The sequence below is a fragment of the Sinorhizobium sp. B11 genome (assembly GCA_039725955.1).
GTDB lineage: Bacteria > Pseudomonadota > Alphaproteobacteria > Rhizobiales > Rhizobiaceae > Rhizobium.
The window spans coordinates 351,561-367,861 of the sequence record CP091033.1; the positions used below are offsets into that span (position 1 = coordinate 351,561).

Annotated in this window: 13 protein-coding genes; 4 read left to right on the forward strand and 9 right to left on the reverse strand. The window is 60.2% G+C overall.

Features of this window, described 5'->3' with window-relative positions:
- Positions 1-110: 110 nt before the first annotated feature.
- Positions 111-1,040: a LysR family transcriptional regulator gene (locus tag LVY75_01605; GenBank protein XAZ20688.1), complete on the forward strand. Its 930-nt coding sequence runs from the start codon at positions 111-113 to the stop codon at positions 1,038-1,040.
- Positions 1,041-1,046: 6 nt separating this feature from the next.
- Here LVY75_01605 and LVY75_01610 read toward each other — a convergent pair whose 3' ends face one another.
- From LVY75_01610 to LVY75_01630, 5 genes are all read right to left on the reverse strand, one after another.
- Positions 1,047-1,859 carry an inositol monophosphatase gene (locus LVY75_01610; GenBank protein ID XAZ20689.1) on the reverse strand — a complete coding sequence of 271 codons (813 nt, stop codon included), beginning with the start codon at positions 1,857-1,859 and terminating at the stop codon, positions 1,047-1,049.
- A 19-nt stretch (positions 1,860-1,878) separates the two neighbouring features.
- Positions 1,879-2,919: a LacI family DNA-binding transcriptional regulator gene (locus tag LVY75_01615; GenBank protein XAZ20690.1), complete on the reverse strand. Its 1,041-nt coding sequence runs from the start codon at positions 2,917-2,919 to the stop codon at positions 1,879-1,881.
- Positions 2,920-3,289: 370 nt separating this feature from the next.
- Complete coding sequence (locus tag LVY75_01620) at positions 3,290-3,595, reverse strand: hypothetical protein (protein XAZ20691.1); 306 nt, start codon at positions 3,593-3,595, stop codon at positions 3,290-3,292.
- Between the two features lie 193 nt (positions 3,596-3,788).
- Positions 3,789-5,684: an ABC transporter ATP-binding protein/permease gene (locus tag LVY75_01625; protein ID XAZ20692.1), complete on the reverse strand. Its 1,896-nt coding sequence runs from the start codon at positions 5,682-5,684 to the stop codon at positions 3,789-3,791.
- A gap of 24 nt (positions 5,685-5,708) precedes the next feature.
- Positions 5,709-7,562, reverse strand: coding sequence for an ABC transporter ATP-binding protein/permease (locus LVY75_01630; protein XAZ20693.1), 1,854 nt, complete (start codon positions 7,560-7,562; stop codon positions 5,709-5,711).
- Between the two features lie 312 nt (positions 7,563-7,874).
- Here LVY75_01630 and LVY75_01635 point away from each other — a divergent pair, with 312 nt between their 5' ends.
- The 3 genes from LVY75_01635 to LVY75_01645 all read left to right on the forward strand — a co-directional run bounded on the left by LVY75_01635 (position 7,875) and on the right by LVY75_01645 (position 12,429).
- Positions 7,875-8,744, forward strand: coding sequence for an aldose 1-epimerase family protein (locus LVY75_01635; protein ID XAZ20694.1), 870 nt, complete (start codon positions 7,875-7,877; stop codon positions 8,742-8,744).
- 275 nt (positions 8,745-9,019) lie between these two features.
- Positions 9,020-10,429: an FAD/NAD(P)-binding protein gene (locus LVY75_01640; GenBank protein ID XAZ20695.1), complete on the forward strand. Its 1,410-nt coding sequence runs from the start codon at positions 9,020-9,022 to the stop codon at positions 10,427-10,429.
- A gap of 77 nt (positions 10,430-10,506) precedes the next feature.
- A complete protein-coding gene (locus LVY75_01645; GenBank protein XAZ20696.1) occupies positions 10,507-12,429 on the forward strand; it encodes a PAS domain S-box protein in 1,923 nt (640 codons plus the stop codon).
- Positions 12,430-12,437: 8 nt separating this feature from the next.
- On the opposite strand, the gene LVY75_01650 is transcribed toward LVY75_01645, so the two are convergent.
- From LVY75_01650 to cyoB, 4 genes are read right to left on the reverse strand one after another with little or no spacing between them, the layout of a single operon-like run.
- Positions 12,438-13,196, reverse strand: coding sequence for an SURF1 family protein (locus LVY75_01650; GenBank protein ID XAZ20697.1), 759 nt, complete (start codon positions 13,194-13,196; stop codon positions 12,438-12,440).
- A gap of 45 nt (positions 13,197-13,241) precedes the next feature.
- Positions 13,242-13,643: a cytochrome o ubiquinol oxidase subunit IV gene (gene cyoD, locus LVY75_01655; GenBank protein ID XAZ20698.1), complete on the reverse strand. Its 402-nt coding sequence runs from the start codon at positions 13,641-13,643 to the stop codon at positions 13,242-13,244.
- A complete protein-coding gene (gene cyoC, locus LVY75_01660) occupies positions 13,640-14,260 on the reverse strand; it encodes a cytochrome o ubiquinol oxidase subunit III (protein ID XAZ20699.1) in 621 nt (206 codons plus the stop codon). Before cyoC ends, cyoD begins: the two co-directional genes overlap by 4 nt.
- A 6-nt stretch (positions 14,261-14,266) precedes the next feature.
- Positions 14,267-16,270 (reverse strand): cytochrome o ubiquinol oxidase subunit I, encoded by a 2,004-nt coding sequence (cyoB, locus tag LVY75_01665; protein XAZ20700.1) that lies wholly within the window; start codon positions 16,268-16,270, stop codon positions 14,267-14,269.
- Positions 16,271-16,301 lie beyond the last annotated feature (31 nt).

Here is a 16,301-nt window from a genome sequence, read left to right on the forward strand (position 1 = left end):
GTCGTCTCCTCCTGAAGTGCTCAAGTTGGGAGAAGCTTAGAAGCGTGACTTCTGCATGTAAAATATTTATATTGTTCAACACTTAAACTCAAAAAGTTCTAGGTGATCCGATGGAACTCCGGCATCTCAGATATTTCGTGGCGGTTGCCGAGGAGGGCAGTTTCAATCGCGCTGCCGAGCGCCTGCATATCCAGCAGCCACCATTGGGACAGCAGATCCGCGATCTGGAATATGAGCTGGGCGTCCAGTTGTTCGACAGGTCTCCGCGCAGGGTCGCACTGAACAGTTCTGGCGAGCTCTTCCTCGAAGAGGCACGCGATATCCTGAGACGGGCGCAATTGGCGGTCGACAATGTGCGGCGTTTCAGCAAGGGCGAAAGCGGCAGGCTTTCTGTCGGCTTTACGAGTTCGGCTTCTTTGCATGTGCTGGCGCCGCAGTTCCTCCAGCAGTTTCGCCGGGCCTTTCCACTTGCCGAGATTGTTGTCGAAGAGAGCGAGACCTATGAGTTGATTCTGGCCCTTCAGCAGCAGCGCATCGATGTTGCGCTGCTGCACATCGATGCGAAGCGCTTTCCGGAGCTGACCGCACGGGCTCTGTCCGAAGAGGATATGCTGGTCGCAGTCCCGCGCAGCCACCCCTATGCGAAGGCGGAAGATAAACCCATGACGCTCGATATGCTCCATGGTGTCGATATGGTCGTTTATCGGCGCACGGACGGGCCTGGGATATTCGAACGACTTACCGAAACTTTCCGTAGCGCCGGCGTTACACCACGGATCGTCGATGAGGTTTCTCGAATCATCGCCGCCATCAATCTGGTGGCCGGTGGCCGTGGCCTTACGGTGGTGCCGGCGTCCATGCGGGTGCTTCATCAGGAATCTGTGGTCTATCGGCCGCTATTGCCCGGCGAACTCCCACCCCTGCCGCTGTATGTCGCCCATCGGGCCGATGCGCGGCTTGCTCTCATCCATAATTTCATCGATCTCACGGAAAAGATCGCATTCAGCTCATCCGGGACCGGTGAGGCCGCGCGAACCTAGCGGATTTCAGGCCGGTTCATCCTGCAGCGAGCGGCCGACGAGCGTCAGGAGCTCGTCCCTCACGCCGGGCGCTGCGGCGATGACCGGGCCGCCTGTCAAAAGCGTGCCCTTTCCGGGGAAGGCTTCGGTCCAGCCTCCGGCTTCACGGATCATCAAGAGCCCTGCCATGCAGTCCCAGGCGTTGATATGGGGTTCATAATAGCCGGCCAGCCTGCCGCAGGCGACCTGTGCCAGCATGAGCGCACCGGAGCCATTGCGGATAAACATGCCGCCCGCCTCCAGCAGCAGGTGGATGAAGATCGACACCTGCTTCAGCGGAACGCGGAAATTGGCGCCGACACCAAGAAGCCCGGTACCAATGCTGGTGGTCTTATCGACGTTAATCGCCTTGCCGTTCAGAAAGGCACCTTCTCCTTTCCTCGCCACGAAGAGATCGCCCGATGTCGGCTGGCAGATGAGGCCAAGCACGGTCTCATCGTCCTTCATAACGGCGATCGAGATGCACCACTGGTCGATACCGTGCACGAAACAGCTCGTGCCATCGATGGGATCGACAACCCAGAGATAGCCCGAGGGGCCTTCCGCCAAACCTTCTTCTTCCCCGAGCACGCCGTCATCGGGAAAGGTGGCGGTGATGCGGTCACGAATCATCGCCTCCACGGCCTTGTCGGCCTGGCTCCCAACATCCTGGCCGTTCAACTTGTGGCCGGTTTCCAGCGAGGAGAGATCGGAAAAGTAGGAGAGCGCTTTTCCCGCCGCATCGAGGATTACATCCCTGGCAAGGACAAAGCGGGCGTCATCAGGAAATTCGCAAAGCATGAGATACTTTCAAAGGGAATCAGGGTCTGAAGCTCTGGCGGATGATGAGCTCTGGAATGACCCGTTCATAGCCCGGTGACAAGTCCGGATTTGCCAAGCGCCGTTCCATCAGTTCGACGGCGCGCATCGCCATGACGAGCGGGTCCTGCCGGAAGGTCGTCAGCTGATAGCTGAGCCAGGACGCCTCGGGAACGTCGTCGAAACCGATGATGGCAACATCTTCAGGAATCCGCAGCTTCATTTCCTGCCGCACATGGTCCATCAGCCCGAAGGCGATCTGGTCGTTGGCGCAATAGACAGCGTCGGGGCGTACTTCTTTTGAAAACAGCGCGCGGCCCGCAGTAGTGCCGCTCTCATAGTCCGAATCCGCGCCGCGGCCGATGAAGACCTCGGCGCCGAGCCCCTCTGCCGTCGACAGAAAGGCGCTTTCGCGCTCGATGATGCTGGGTGTACCGGTGTTGGAACCGGCGACCGCCAGCCGGCGCCGTCCGGCCTCGAAGAACATGGTCGCCGCCTTGCGGGAGGCCTCCGAATTGCCGGCGCGCACATGGTCTGCGTCCGGCTCGGAACGACCGATAACCACGAGTGGCTGCCCGTTGCGCTGCGCAAGCTCGAGGAAGCTCGCCGGCGGCGAGCCCGACAGGATGATGATTGCCTCGGCGCGATGGCCGATCAACATCTTCTGGGCGGCCAGCAGCTCGTCCTCGGTCTGGCCAGTGTTGATGAGGATCGGAATGCTGCCGCGCTGGATCAGGAATTTGGCAAGGGCGGCGGCGAGATGGGCGCGGAACCCGATCTCCGGTTTCGTGGCGACAATGCCGACGAGGCGGCTCTGATTGGCAAGCACGCCGCGCGCAAGATCGTTGACGTGGTAGCCGAGTTCCTCAGCCGCACGCAGCACCTTCTCCCGCGTCGCGGGCGCAACGCTTGCTCCCGGTGTGAAGGTGCGCGAAACGGCCGAGCGGGAAACGCCGGCAAGCTGCGCCACCTGTTCGGCGCTGACGAAGCGCATGCGCTCCTTCTTTGGCGCCTTGCCGTCGTTCACCGGACTATCAGTCACCGGCTTTCCCTCAATGTCTCACGCACGACAAATTCCACCTTCTGGAAATCAGCAGTCAGCATTGAAAACGGGTGTTGGGCGACCCGCCTGCGTTCATTTCCATGCCGTTGCATAGGTACAACCATGTCGCACAGCCATGCAATTGACCAGGCCGACAACTAACGGCGGTTCTTTGCAGGCGAATGACAGATGAGGGTGTTCCAATTGGCGGGAATGGGTGGCAACTGGCGTGTCGCCGGCAGCTTTTGTCAATTACTGGAAAAGCATGGCCGGGATTGCAGTGCAATCCCGGCCGAAGGGGCGAGAGGCAGCGGCGATAACCGTAGATCAGGCCAACGCCGCTTTGGGCATCAGGCGATTCTTGAAGCCGTTAGTCGCAGACCCGCACGGTTTCGGTGTGATAGCCGCCATCATAGCGGTTGCGGACGTCACGATCTTCGTACCAGCAGCGCGGAGGCGGCGGGCCCGCATCATAATAACGGGGACCGTCGACATAGCGGGGGCCGCTGTTGACGATGGCGCCGCCGATCAGGCCGCCGACGACACCCGCTGCCAGGCCGCCGGCGATGGCGCGGCCGGTATTGTCGTGGTGATGATGGTCGCGGGCGGCAGCAGGCTGAATAGCCGAGCCCACAAGGGCCGTCGCAATCAACAGACTGCTAACAATTCTCTTCATAACATTCTCCTTAGTCGCAAATCGCCCCTATAGAACATAAAATGCTCCACGGCGGCGTTTGTTCGTTCAAATCTTGCACCTTTTGAGGCAAGCCGACCAATAAACGGCGCGCGGAAACCCAAATTCTGTGTTTTGCACTGAAATCCTCAGGGCGAAATCCGCCGGGTCAAACGCGCAATCGCAACTGGCGGCATCAGGTCGCCGATTCCGTTACTGTTTCTTCCAGCACGTCCTCAGGAATATCGTCGAAGGAGGCGTAGTTGAGGTTATAGAGCTTCGAGTAGAGCTTGCCGTTCTTCATGAGCTGCTGGTGATTGCCGCTCTCGACGATCTCGCCATTCTGCAGCACGATGATGCGATCGGCTTCGCGGATCGTTGCCAGCCGATGGGCGATGACGAGGCCGGTACGGTTTTCGAGCAGCTTCACCAGTGCCTTCTGGATCAGCATTTCGGTATAGCTGTCGATATTGGCTGTCGCCTCGTCGAGCACGAGGATCTTCGCGTCCGCCACCAGTGCGCGGGCAAAGGAGAGAAGCTGGCGCTGGCCGAGCGAAAGATTGCCGCCGCGCTCGCCGAGCATGCTGTCATAGCCCTGAGGCAGGCGCATGACGAAGTCGTGCGCGCCGACGGCCTTGGCGGCCTCGATTACCTGTTCGCGGGTGGCTTCCGTCTTGTGATAGCGGATATTCTCGAAAACTGTGCCGGTGAAGAGGAAGGGTTCCTGCAGCACCATGGCGATCTGCTGGCCAAGCGAATCCTGTGTCAGTTCGCGCACGTCATGGCCGCCGACAACGACCTGTCCCTGCTGCACCTCGTAGAAACGGTGGATCAACGACATGCAGCTCGACTTGCCCGAGCCGGTCGGGCCGACAAGGGCAACCGTCTCGCCGGGATTGACCCTGAAACTCACGTGCTTGAGCACCGGATGCTTCGGATTATAGCCGAAGACGACATCGCGGAATTCGACGGAGCCGTCCATGTCGGGCGAAAGTACCTTGGCATCGGGAGCATCCTTGATGTCGACCGGCACGTCGAGCACATCGGTTAGCCGCTGGCCTGACGCCATAGCGCGCTGCATGACCGAATATTGCAAGGTCAGAGAACGAATCGGGTCGAAGAAGCGCTGGATATAGAAGAGAAAGGCGACAAGCACGCCGACGTCGAGCGCCTGGTTCAACACGCGCGCACCACCGACGACAATGACGAGCGCCATGGCGATACCGGTCAGCGTGTCGACGATCGGCACCATGATCTGCGCGTAGCGGGCTGCGGTCAGATGCGTCAGCAGGTTGGCATGCGCCTTGTCGTCGTAAAGCGTGAAGTTGACCTCCTGCCGGTCCATGCTCTGGACGGCGCGCACGCCATGGATCGCTTCGGCCAGAGCGCCGTTCGCCACCGAATTGGTTTCATGCGCTGCCATGAAGGATTTGCGGGCGAGCGGCAGCCAGAACAGGCGCACGACGAAGAGAACCGGCAGTACGGACAGCGTCAGCAGGCCGAGCTTGAAGTCGAGATAGAGCATCACGAAGACGATGCCGAAGAGCAGGAAGATATCGCCGACGGACAACACGCAGGTTTCCAGGAATTCCTGCATCGAGTTGACGTCGCCCTGCAGGCGCGACATCAGCCGGCCGACCTCGGTCTTGTCCATGAAGGAGAGGGAAACGCGCTGGAGATGGGAGAACATTGCCTTGCGGATATCGAAGAGCACGTTTTCCGCGACGCCGCCGACCAGCGTTTCCTGAAAATAGCTGGCCCCGTAGTTGATGAGGATCGCGATCAGGAACGCGCCGATCGCCAAGGTCAGTGCGGAGCCATCGTCATCGGGCTGCATGCCATGGTCGATCGCGTAGCGGATGATCAGTGGAATGAGAAGCTGCATGCCGGTAAAGACCAGCACCGAAATCACCGACAGGACGACATCACGCCGGTAGGGATGCACGAACGCCCAGATTCGCTTGACGATATTGGAATCGAAGACCTTGCCGAAGATTTCCTCTTCGACACGCTGCGAACCGACGACCGCCCTTGGCGGACGTCTGCCATCCTCGCGAACGTCCGGACGCTCGGTTTCCAGTTCCTCGGCCATCTTGTTTCCTCCTGCGCCGGTTTCTTACGCGCTCAAAGCGTCGTCGCCCGGTCGCACCTGCAGATCGTACAGTGCCTTGTATCGGCCGCCGAGCGCCAGGAGCTCGTCATGCGTGCCCTGCTCGACGATGCGGCCGTCCTCGATGAAGAAAATCTTGTCGGCATGCATCAGCGAGCTCAGGCGATGGGCAACGATGATCGTCACCCGATCGGCGGCGTAGCGGCGCATGGCGCTGCGAATGCGCTGCTCCGTTGCCGCATCGATTGCTGCGGTCGAATCGTCGAAGACCATCACGGCTGGCTTCAGCATCAGCGCACGGGCGATCGAAAGCCTCTGGCGCTGGCCGCCCGAAAGCGAGACGCCGCGTTCGCCGACGACCGTGCCGTAGCCGGTCGGCAGGCCGAGTACATAATTGTGGAGCTGTGCACTTTCGCTGGCGCGCTCGATACGGCCTTCCTTGGCCCAGGGGTCGCCATAGGCGATGTTGTTTTCGATCGTCGTGGTGAAGAGGAAGGAATCCTGCTGTACGACGGCGACGGAGCGGCGCAGCGACTGCAGCTTCGCCTTGCGGATATCCTGCCCATCGATGGTGATCTTGCCGGCAGTCGCATCATAAAAGCGCGGGATCAGATGGGCGAGCGTCGACTTGCCGCTACCCGGCGGGCCAACAATGCCGATGGTCTCGCCACGCCTTGCTTCGAAGCTGACGTCATGGAGCACTTCATGCATCGGCGAGGCCGGATAGGCGAAGCTGACATTCTCGAAGCGCAGCGTGCCGTCCGTGACCGCCAATTCCTTGGCATCCGGCGCATCGCGCACGGCAATTTCGAGGTCCAGCAGTTCGAAGAGGCGCGTGCCGCAAGTCGAGGCGCGGGCGAAGGCGTTGACCATCAGGCCGAGCTGGCGCACCGGCATCTGCAAGATGGTCATGAAAGTCAGAAACGAGGCCAGCGTACCAACGGTGATCTCGCCGGAATGCACCTTGCCGCCACCGATCCACAGCACCAGGCCCATCGCCACAAAAAAGGAAAAGGTCATGGCGCTGGTATTGATGACGCGGATACCTACGCGCTGGTGGGCAAGTTCCAGCGCATTCTTCGAGGCTGCTTCAAATTTCGAAAGCTCGTGATCCTGTGCTGCGAAGGCGCGAACGACACGAATGCCGCCGAGATTCTCTTCCATGATACGCGTCAGCACCGACAGCCGCTGCTGCAGGTCGAGCCAGGTGGCACGCAGGCGAAGCTGGGTGATTGAGGAGCGCCAGCCGACAAAAGGCACGAAAGAGAGCGCCAACAGCCCAAGCACGACGTCGGTCGACAGGAGCATATAGGCACCGATGCCGATCAGCATGGAGAGAAGGAAGACGCGCACAAGCGCCGTCGAGAAATACATACGCACGCCTTCCAGATCGAGCAGGCCGACAGTGATGAGGTCGCCCGAATGCACGGTGTCGTGGAAGGAAAAAGAGAGACGTTGGATCTTTTCGTAGCAGGCAAGGCGCAGCTCATAGCCCATATGGTGGCCGACCGCCTCGCTGTAATAGTTCTGGATCATCGTGAAGATGCCGCGGAGCACACTGGCGCCGAGCAGCAACAGCGCCGTCGTCAAAAGCGCATCCTGTGCCTGCTGTCCAAGCGTGCCGCCGTGAAGCGCCACTTGCGTATGGTCGACCGCCTGGCCGAGCAACCGGGGAATCAGAAGCTGGAAGGTTGAGGCGATCAGGGTCGCGCCGATGGCAAGACCTGCTTGCCAAGGATGGCGGAAGGCCATGACGGTGATGCGGAACAGTGTGTAGAGGCCCTTGCCCCACCCTGCCGCGGTTGCAAGCGCCATCGAAGCCGAAGGCTTCGTCGCGCGTATGGACGCATCGCTGCTCACGGTATTTTTCCAATAGATGTGTGCTCGGACCAAGCGAGCCCGGAAAGACGGCAAATCCATGAAGGGATTGATAGCGCACCCACATTTGCCGATTCCGACAGGGGGTTCAAGTAAAGAATTCACCAGTTGGTTATTTTTACGTGAGCCTTCCTCGCGTTGAACGGTAACGCTACCGCCACACCCAGCTGACTACGTGCCGCAGGCGGATTCGTCTGCCGGAAAACGAAAGTCTCGGCGCTGTGCATCGCCAGTGGAAATCCATGTGGCGCGCATGTATGGTCCGCTCGCCAACCAGCACGAAGAGGGCGTTCGATGTCATCCACGGTCCGGATCGCAAATCAGTTTCTCACTGTCGACGTTTCCTCGCTCGGCGCCGAAATGCAGGCGCTGACATCAAGCGACGGCCGCTCCTGGGTCTGGAACGGCGACGCCGCCTTTTGGACCGGCCGTTCGCCGATCCTGTTTCCGATGGTCGGCAAGGCGCCGAATGACGTTCTGAAGGTTGCCGGTCACAGCGCCCCTATGGGCCAGCACGGCTTTGCCCGTCGCAGTGAATTCGCGCTGGCATCCTCGTCCGAAGCGAGTTGCCGCTACGAGCTTGCTGCTTCAGAGGCAACGAAGGCGGTTTATCCCTTCGATTTCCTGCTGGCCGTCATCCATAGTGTCGAGGGTCGGGCTTTAACCGTTGCCGCCGAAGTTACCCACCGCGATAACCGGCCGATGCCTTTCGGTATCGGTTTTCATACCGCTTTCCGCTGGCCGCTGCAGGATGCTGAAAACAAGCCGCACACGTTCACGCTGGACAATGGAGCCGAGCCGGCGCTCGTCCGCCTTGAGGGCGGCTTGATCTCGCCGAAGAAACTTGCTTCACCTTTTGTGGCAGGCAGGCTTGTGCTCGACCATTCCATGTTCGAGCAGGATGCCATGATCTTTCCGGAAGGTGCAGGCCCCGGTCTGCGTTATGGAGCCGAGGGCGGTCCGTCCATGCATTTCAGCTTTGAGAACCTGCCCAATCTGGCGCTCTGGACCAAGCCCGGCGCGCCTTTCCTCTGCGTCGAGCCCTGGCACGGGACGGCTGCCGAAAATGGCGGTTCTGACGATCTTGAGGGACGCCCTTACACCAAGGTGCTTGCACCGGGCGAAACGTCGCGCTTTTCCTACACGGTCGAAATCCTCGCCTAGGCGGGGGCTCGTTTTCCGTTTTGGATCAGGGTGTTGGCCAGGTGGTAAAATAAACCTCTTGCCACATTGAGCTTTTCACGCTTTCATACACGACTAGTTTAATAGACTAAGCGGCTGGGATGAGGATCTTTTCCAGCCAAGCCGGTTTCCAATGGAACCCGAGCCGGTGGTGAACGTTTTGCGTGGCCGCGTGAACCTGCCCAACGCATGACCTCAGAGGTCCTGCGTTGAAACCTTGATCGAAACACATGCGGATGAGCCGCAAGGGAGTTGAGATGACGGTTCAGGGACTTTTTTCGAGTAAGGCGAGTGCGGCGGCTCAGATTTCCGCAGTGCCGCGTATTGCGATAGTCGGCCGCGGCTTTTCCGGCATGATGATGGCGGTGGCGTTGATGCGCACCGTGCGCACGCCTTTTCACCTTCAGCTTTTCGATCCGAACTCCACTGTGAACGGCGGCCAGGCGTTGGCGTCGGCAAGGTCTTCGACCATCCTCAATACGCGTGTGCGTGATCTCTCCGTTTCGCTTGGCGATCCCGATGATTTCAACGACTGGCTTTGTAGCAACGCCGAATTCCGCGCCGCCGTGCCGGCCGCGATTCCCGGCTTCCGGCAGATCTTCGTTCCCCGTGAAATCTTCAGCGACTATGTCTACCAACGCTTTTCAGAAGCACTCGCCGCCCGCCGGGACATCACTGTCCAGGTCTGCCACGATCCGGTCGTGGCAATTCGCAGGAGCCACGGCAGCCGATTCCTGCTTGAAAACGCCAATCCGTCCAATCCGCTTTTCGATACCGTGATCCTCGCGACAGGCTACGGCCTGCCTCGACCTGAGGTCGACGAGCCGGAGGTATCGCCGGTCAGGGCGCAGCGTCTCGTCGCCCGGCCGCATACGGTGCTGCTGCTCGGCAGCGGTATCAGGGTCGTGGACCAGCTGCTGCAGCTTCGCGACGCCGGTTATACAGGCCAGGTGACAATCATTTCGCGCCATGGTTTCCTGCCGCAGAGCCACACGCCGAATTCCGCCGATCCGGTTTTTCCGGCCGAAGCGCTGCCGCAAAACCTGCCCGACATCGTCAGCTTCATTCGCCAGGCCTGCCGCGAAGCGGAAGAGGAGGGGCGGAGCTGGCAGTCGGTCATGAACGGCCTTCGCAAGCATGCCCGCTCGCTCTGGCGGTCGCTGCCAGCGCGTGAGAAGCGGCAATTCAACCGGCACCTGCGAGCGATCTATGACAGTCACCGTAACCGCCTGCCGGAGGCGATGCATCTGCGCCTTCAGCGGGAACTTGCCGAAGGTCGTACAGTGCTCAGGCGTGGCCGCGCCGGGCGCAGAGGTCTCAGCGGCCTGTTCTTCACGCCGGCCGGTTCGTCGAGCGAAGAAGTCATCCATGCCGAACGTATCGTCGATTGTCGCTGCCATGCGCCTGATCTTTCCGCTCCATTGATTCAAAGCTTGCTGGCGGCGCGCCTTGCCATGCCTGACGAGCTCGCGCTTGGCCTGGCGGTCAATGCCCGCGGCGAAACGTTCCTGGACGACGGCTCGTCGATCGATGGGCTATTTGCGGTCGGCCCGCTTGGTCTCGGCAGCCTGCCGGACATCGATCTCGTGCCCGAAATCGTTACGCAGGCCTACGCGGCCTCCGATCGAATTGCGGAGCGCTTCTATCCACGAAGCCAGGCGGTTTAGCGAAATTCGTCACTTCCTTTGGAACCATCTGCCTGGGCCGGCGTTATGCTGCGCTGGTAATTCGTTTAGAGGGGCAGATGGAAGCCGTGGATCGATATGACGCGTCTCTTCAAGGCGAAGGGCGTTTTCGTCTCCTTGTCGATGCGATCACCGACTATGCGATCTACATGCTCAGCCCCGAAGGTTATGTGACGAGCTGGAATTCGGGCGCTCAGCGTTTCAAGGGCTATCGCGCCTCGGAAATTCTCGGCGAGCATTTTTCCCGGTTTTATCTGGATGCGGATCGGGAGGCTGGATTGCCCGCTCGCGCGCTCAGAATCGCCGCGACGGAAGGGCGCTTCGAGGGTGAAGGCTGGCGACAGCGCAAGGATGGTACACGCTTCTGGGCGCATGTGATCATCGATCCGATCCGCGATTCCTCCGGTGAGCTGATCGGCTTTGCCAAGATCACCCGCGATCTGACGGAGCGCAAGGCGGCCGAGAACGCGCTGAAGCGCAGCGAGGAGCAGTTCCGTCTGCTCGTCCAAGGCGTCTCTGATTATGCCATCTACATGCTGGACCCTGACGGTCACGTAGCAAGCTGGAATTCCGGCGCCGAGCGCATCAAGGGTTATACCTCGGAAGAGATTATTGGCCGGCATTTCTCCACCTTTTACACCGACGAGGACCGCCTCAACGGATTGCCGGCGCGGGCCCTGGCAACTGCCAGCCGGGACGGGCGCTTCGAAAGGGAAGGCTGGCGAGTGCGCAAGGACGGCTCGCGCTTCTGGGCGCATATCGTCATTGATGCGATCAAGGATGATTTCGGCGATATTATCGGTTTTGCCAAGATCACCCGCGACATCACCGAGAAGATGGAGACCCAGCGTGCACTGGAGCGGACTCGTGAAGAGCTTTTCCAGGCACAGAAGATGGAGGCGATCGGCCAGTTGACCGGTGGGATCGCGCACGATTTCAACAACCTCCTGATGGCGGTGCTCGGGAGCCTCGAAATCCTCAAGAAGCGCATGCCGCAGGATCCTGCTTTGTCGCCGCTTGTCGACAATGCCATGCTCGGGGCGCAGCGTGGTGCGGCGCTGACCCAGCGCATGCTCGCCTTTTCCCGCCGACAGGAGCTGCAGGTCGAAAGGATCGATGTCTCCGCGCTTTTGCGCGGCATGATGGACATGGTCTCGCGTTCCCTCGGTCCGATCGCCACGCTTGAGACCGAGTTTCCCGAGAGCCTGCCGATGATTGCGACCGACCCGAACCAGTTGGAGGCGGCGGTGCTCAACCTCGTCGTCAATGCCCGCGACGCCATGGCTGGTGGTGGGCCTATTCGGATCAGAGCCACTGAGGAACTCGTGCCTGACGGCGGTACAATGCCGGCCGGCCACTATGTGTGTGTCGCCGTTGCCGATGAGGGAGAAGGCATGAACGACGAGACGCTGAAGCAGGCGGTGACTCCGTTCTTCACGACCAAGGGCATCGGTAAGGGAACGGGTCTCGGGCTCTCGATGGTGCAGGGGCTCGCTGCCCAGTCCGGCGGCAGGCTCGTGCTGAAGAGCCGGCTCGGTGAAGGCACGACAGCTGAGCTGTGGTTTCCTGTTACGGGAGCCGAAAGCATCGTTAAAGAACCTGAACAATCCGTGCCGGAAGCCGCTAATAACTCACGGTCGCTGCGCATCCTTGCCGTCGACGACGACGGGTTGGTTCTGATGAACACCACGCTCATGCTGGAGGATCTCGGCCATACCGTAATCGAGGCGATGGCCGGTGCTGACGCGCTCGACATTCTTCGCATCGAAAACGTCGATCTGGTAATCTCCGATCACGCCATGCCGCGCATGACAGGCTCGCAGCTTGCTGTGGCCATTCGCAATGAATGGCCCGATATGCCGATCATACTCGCGACCGGTTTTGCAGAGATTCCCGAGGGCTCCGGCATCACCGACATACAACGGCTCGGCAAGCCCTTCTCGCAGGCGCAGCTGGCAGAGGCGATCAATCGCATTGCATAGACGCCTCGCTAAGAGGCTCTGCGGATTCTGATCTCGCTCCGTATGATATAGGCCAGGAGCCCCGCCACCATGAGCGCCAGCACATACCAGGTGATGGCGTAAACAAGGTGGTTGTTGGGGAAATCGAGTACTGTCAGTCCACCTACTGGCACACCACCGGCATTGGGCGTCGCGTCCGCGTCGATGAAGAAGGGGGCAGCGTTTGCAAGACCGCGCTTCCCGGCAATGGCCGTGACATCGCGCGAATACCACCGATCGGAAGCCGGATTATTGGAACGGAGCAGCATGCCCTTCGGCTCTGTCATGCGCATCAGTCCGGTGACCCTGGCCTGTCCGCCGAGCTCGCTTTCCGGTCGCGAAGCCGGATCGCGGCGATCAGGCGGGACAAAACCGCGATTGACGAGGATCGCGCTTCCATCCGCGAGCCTGAGCGGCGTCAGCACCCAATAGCCGCTGCCGAGCGCTGTCGAGGCCGTGACCAGCGTTTCCTTGTCGTTCTCGAAAATGCCTGATGCCGTTACCCGCCGGTATTCATCATCGGCGGGATTGACCTTGTTCCAGTCGGCTTGTGCGGGCGGCGCGACGGGTTCGGCATGGACGCGCGCATCGACGCGGGCGATCAGATCGAGCTTCCAGGAAAGGCGATGGACCTGCCAGGTGCCGAGGGCGATCAATGCGGCGGCGAGAGCCAGAAGCCCAAATCCCAAGATCGCAACGGTGACGGGCGAACGCTGCCTGTCCGGATGGTCGGAAGAGATATCGCTCATTGACAACCGCAACGGGCGGCGTTGCCGCCGCCCGCTCCTTTGCCGTTACGGCATGTTTTTCATCATTTCAGGGCTCATCGGCATCATGTTCGTATTCAGGTGATACATGACCCAGAGCGAGCCCGAGAGCGCGATGGCGACGATGATGATCGTGAAGATCAGCGCCATGATCGTCCAGCCGCCTTCCGACTTCGTGTTCATGTGCAGGAAGAAGATCATGTGAACGACGATCTGCACGGCGGCGAGCGCCATCACCAAAATGGCAGTTACGGTATGGTTTTCGAAGACGCCGCCCATGACCAGCCAGAAGGGAATGGCGGTCAGGATGACGGACAGGACGAAGCCCGTCATGTAGCTCTTGAAGGTGCCGTGACCAGCCTGATGTCCGTGGCTGTGGCCGTGATGAGCCTCGTGGGCATCCTCATGTACGGGTGCTTGCGAACTCATCCGAGAACTCCCATCAGGTAGACGAAGGAAAAGACGCCGATCCAGACGACGTCGAGGAAGTGCCAGAACATGGAAAGGCACATGAGGCGTCGGCGGTTGGCTTCGATCAGACCATGCATGGACACCTGCACCATCAGGGTCACCAGCCACACGAGGCCGAAGGTCACGTGCAGACCGTGTGTGCCGACCAGCGTGAAGAAGGACGACAGGAAGGCGCTGCGCTGCGGGCCGGCGCCCTCGTGGATCAGGTGCACGAACTCGTAGAGTTCGAGGCCGATGAAGGCTGCGCCGAAGAGGCCGGTGATTGCCAGCCAAAACAGCGTTTCCGCCTTTGCGTTTCTCTCCATCTGCAGCATCGCAAAGCCGTAGGTGATGGAGGAGAGCAGCAGCATCGAGGTGTTGATGGCCACCAGCGGCAGATCGAAGAGATCGGCCGGCGACGGACCGGCCGCATAGTTGCGGCCGAGCACGGCGTGAGTGGCAAACAGCACCGAGAAGATCAGGCAGTCGCTCATCAGGTAGAGCCAGAAGCCCAGATTGGTGCTGTTCTCCGGATGATGATCTTCGGTGAGGTAGAATTCAGGCTTCTCGGCCGTGTCGATAGTATGATCGCTCATGGTCTCTTACACCTGCTCGGCAAGCAATTGTGTGCGCTTGCCTTCCGTTTCGGTGACTTCGTCCGAGGGGATGTAGAAGTCGCGCTTGTAGTTGAACGTGTGGCCGATCGCGACGACGAACATGGCGACGGCGGAGAGCACGACCATCCACCAAATGTACCAGATCAGGCCGAAGGCGAGCGTAATGCTGAAGGCCGACAGGATCGCGCCGGTGCCGGTGTTCTTCGGCATATGGATCGGCTTGAAGCCGCCGAGCGGGCGCTCGTAGCCGCGGTTCTTCATGTCATACCAGCTGTCATGATCGTGCACGACCGGCGTGAAGGCGAAGTTGTAATCCGGCGGCGGCGAAGAGGTCGACCACTCCAGCGTGCGGCCATCCCACGGATCACCGCTGTCGTCGCGCAGTTCTTCGCGCCTCCTGAAGGAAACGACAATCTGGATCAGGAAGGACGCGATGCCGAGAGCGATCAGCCCGACGCCGAAGGCAGCAATGATGAACCAGATCTGCAGCGACGGATCGTCGAACTGGCTCATGCGACGGGTGACGCCCATCAGGCCGAGGATATAGAGCGGCATGAAGGCGAACCAGAAGCCGATCTGCCAGAACCAGAAGCTCATCTTGCCCCAGAAGGGATCGAGCTTGAAGCCAAAGGCCTTCGGGAACCAGTAGTTCACGCCGGCGAACATGCCAAACAGGACGCCGCCGATGATCACGTTGTGGAAATGCGCGATCAGGAACAGCGAGTTGTGCAAGACGAAGTCTGCAGGAGGAACGGCAAGCATGACGCCCGTCATGCCGCCGATGACGAAGGTCACCATGAAGCCGACCGTCCAGAGCATCGGCACCTCGTAGCGGATACGGCCGCGATACATGGTGAAGAGCCAGTTGAACATCTTCGCCCCGGTGGGGATCGAAATGATCATCGTGGTGATGCCGAAGAACGAGTTGACGGAAGCGCCCGAACCCATCGTGAAGAAGTGGTGCAGCCACACGAGGTAGGACAGGATCATGATCACGCAGGTGGCGTAGACCATCGACGCGTAGCCGAACAGGCGCTTGCCGGAGAAGGTCGCAACCACTTCCGAGAAGATGCCGAAGGCCGGCAGGACGAGGATGTAGACTTCCGGATGGCCCCAGATCCAGATGAGGTTGATATACATCATCGGATTGCCGCCGAGGTCGTTCGTGAAGAAGTTCGTCCCGGCATAGCGGTCGAGCGACAGGAGAGCGAGCGTTGCGGTCAGGATCGGGAAGGAGGCGACGATCAGGATGTTGGTGCAGAGTGCCGTCCAGGTGAAAACCGGCATCTTCATGAAGGTCATGCCCGGCGCGCGCATCTTCACGATGGTGGCGATCAGGTTGATGCCCGATAGCGTGGTGCCGACACCGGCGACCTGCAGGCCCCAAATATAATAGTCGACGCCGACGCCGGGACTATAGGCGGCACCCGAAAGCGGCGGATAGGCGAGCCAGCCGGTCTGGGCGAATTCGCCGATGAAGAGCGAGATCATGATGATGATCGCGCCCGCCGTCGTCATCCAGAACGAGAAGTTGTTGAGGAACGGGAAGGAGACGTCGCGCGCTCCGATCTGCAGCGGCACCACGAAGTTCATGAGGCCGGTGACGAAGGGCATCGCCACGAAGAAGATCATGATGACGCCGTGGGCGGTGAAGATCTGGTCGTAATGGTGCGGCGGCAGGTAGCCTTCATTGCCGTTGAAGGCGATCGCCTGCTGGCCACGCATCAGAAGCGCGTCGGAGAAGCCGCGCAGCAGCATGATGACGGCCAGAATCACGTACATGATGCCGATCTTCTTGTGGTCGACACTGCAGATCCAGTCGCGCCAGAGCGAACCCCAGAACTTGAAATAGGTGATGACGCCGAGCACCGCGATGGCGCCGATGACAACGCCGATAAACGTCACGACCAGAATCGGCTCGTGATACGGGATCGCGTCGAGGGTTAACCGGCCGAAGATGAACTTCAGGAGGTCAGGATTGGAAAACATGGAACAACCCGTTCATTATGTCTTACGACGC

What these genes read in the sequence shown, in the direction of transcription:
- LVY75_01605 (XAZ20688.1), top strand. Translation starts at nt 111, where the DNA reads ATGGAACTCCGGCATCTCAGATATTTCGTGGCGGTTGCCGAGGAGGGC.
- LVY75_01610 (XAZ20689.1), bottom strand. Translation starts at nt 1,859, where the DNA reads ATGCTTTGCGAATTTCCTGATGACGCCCGCTTTGTCCTTGCCAGGGAT.
- LVY75_01620 (XAZ20691.1), bottom strand. Translation starts at nt 3,595, where the DNA reads ATGAAGAGAATTGTTAGCAGTCTGTTGATTGCGACGGCCCTTGTGGGC.
- LVY75_01625 (XAZ20692.1), bottom strand. Translation starts at nt 5,684, where the DNA reads ATGGCCGAGGAACTGGAAACCGAGCGTCCGGACGTTCGCGAGGATGGC.
- LVY75_01635 (XAZ20694.1), top strand. Translation starts at nt 7,875, where the DNA reads ATGTCATCCACGGTCCGGATCGCAAATCAGTTTCTCACTGTCGACGTT.
- LVY75_01640 (XAZ20695.1), top strand. Translation starts at nt 9,020, where the DNA reads ATGACGGTTCAGGGACTTTTTTCGAGTAAGGCGAGTGCGGCGGCTCAG.
- LVY75_01645 (XAZ20696.1), top strand. Translation starts at nt 10,507, where the DNA reads ATGGAAGCCGTGGATCGATATGACGCGTCTCTTCAAGGCGAAGGGCGT.
- LVY75_01650 (XAZ20697.1), bottom strand. Translation starts at nt 13,196, where the DNA reads ATGAGCGATATCTCTTCCGACCATCCGGACAGGCAGCGTTCGCCCGTC.
- cyoD (XAZ20698.1), bottom strand. Translation starts at nt 13,643, where the DNA reads ATGAGTTCGCAAGCACCCGTACATGAGGATGCCCACGAGGCTCATCAC.
- cyoC (XAZ20699.1), bottom strand. Translation starts at nt 14,260, where the DNA reads ATGAGCGATCATACTATCGACACGGCCGAGAAGCCTGAATTCTACCTC.
- cyoB (XAZ20700.1), bottom strand. Translation starts at nt 16,270, where the DNA reads ATGTTTTCCAATCCTGACCTCCTGAAGTTCATCTTCGGCCGGTTAACC.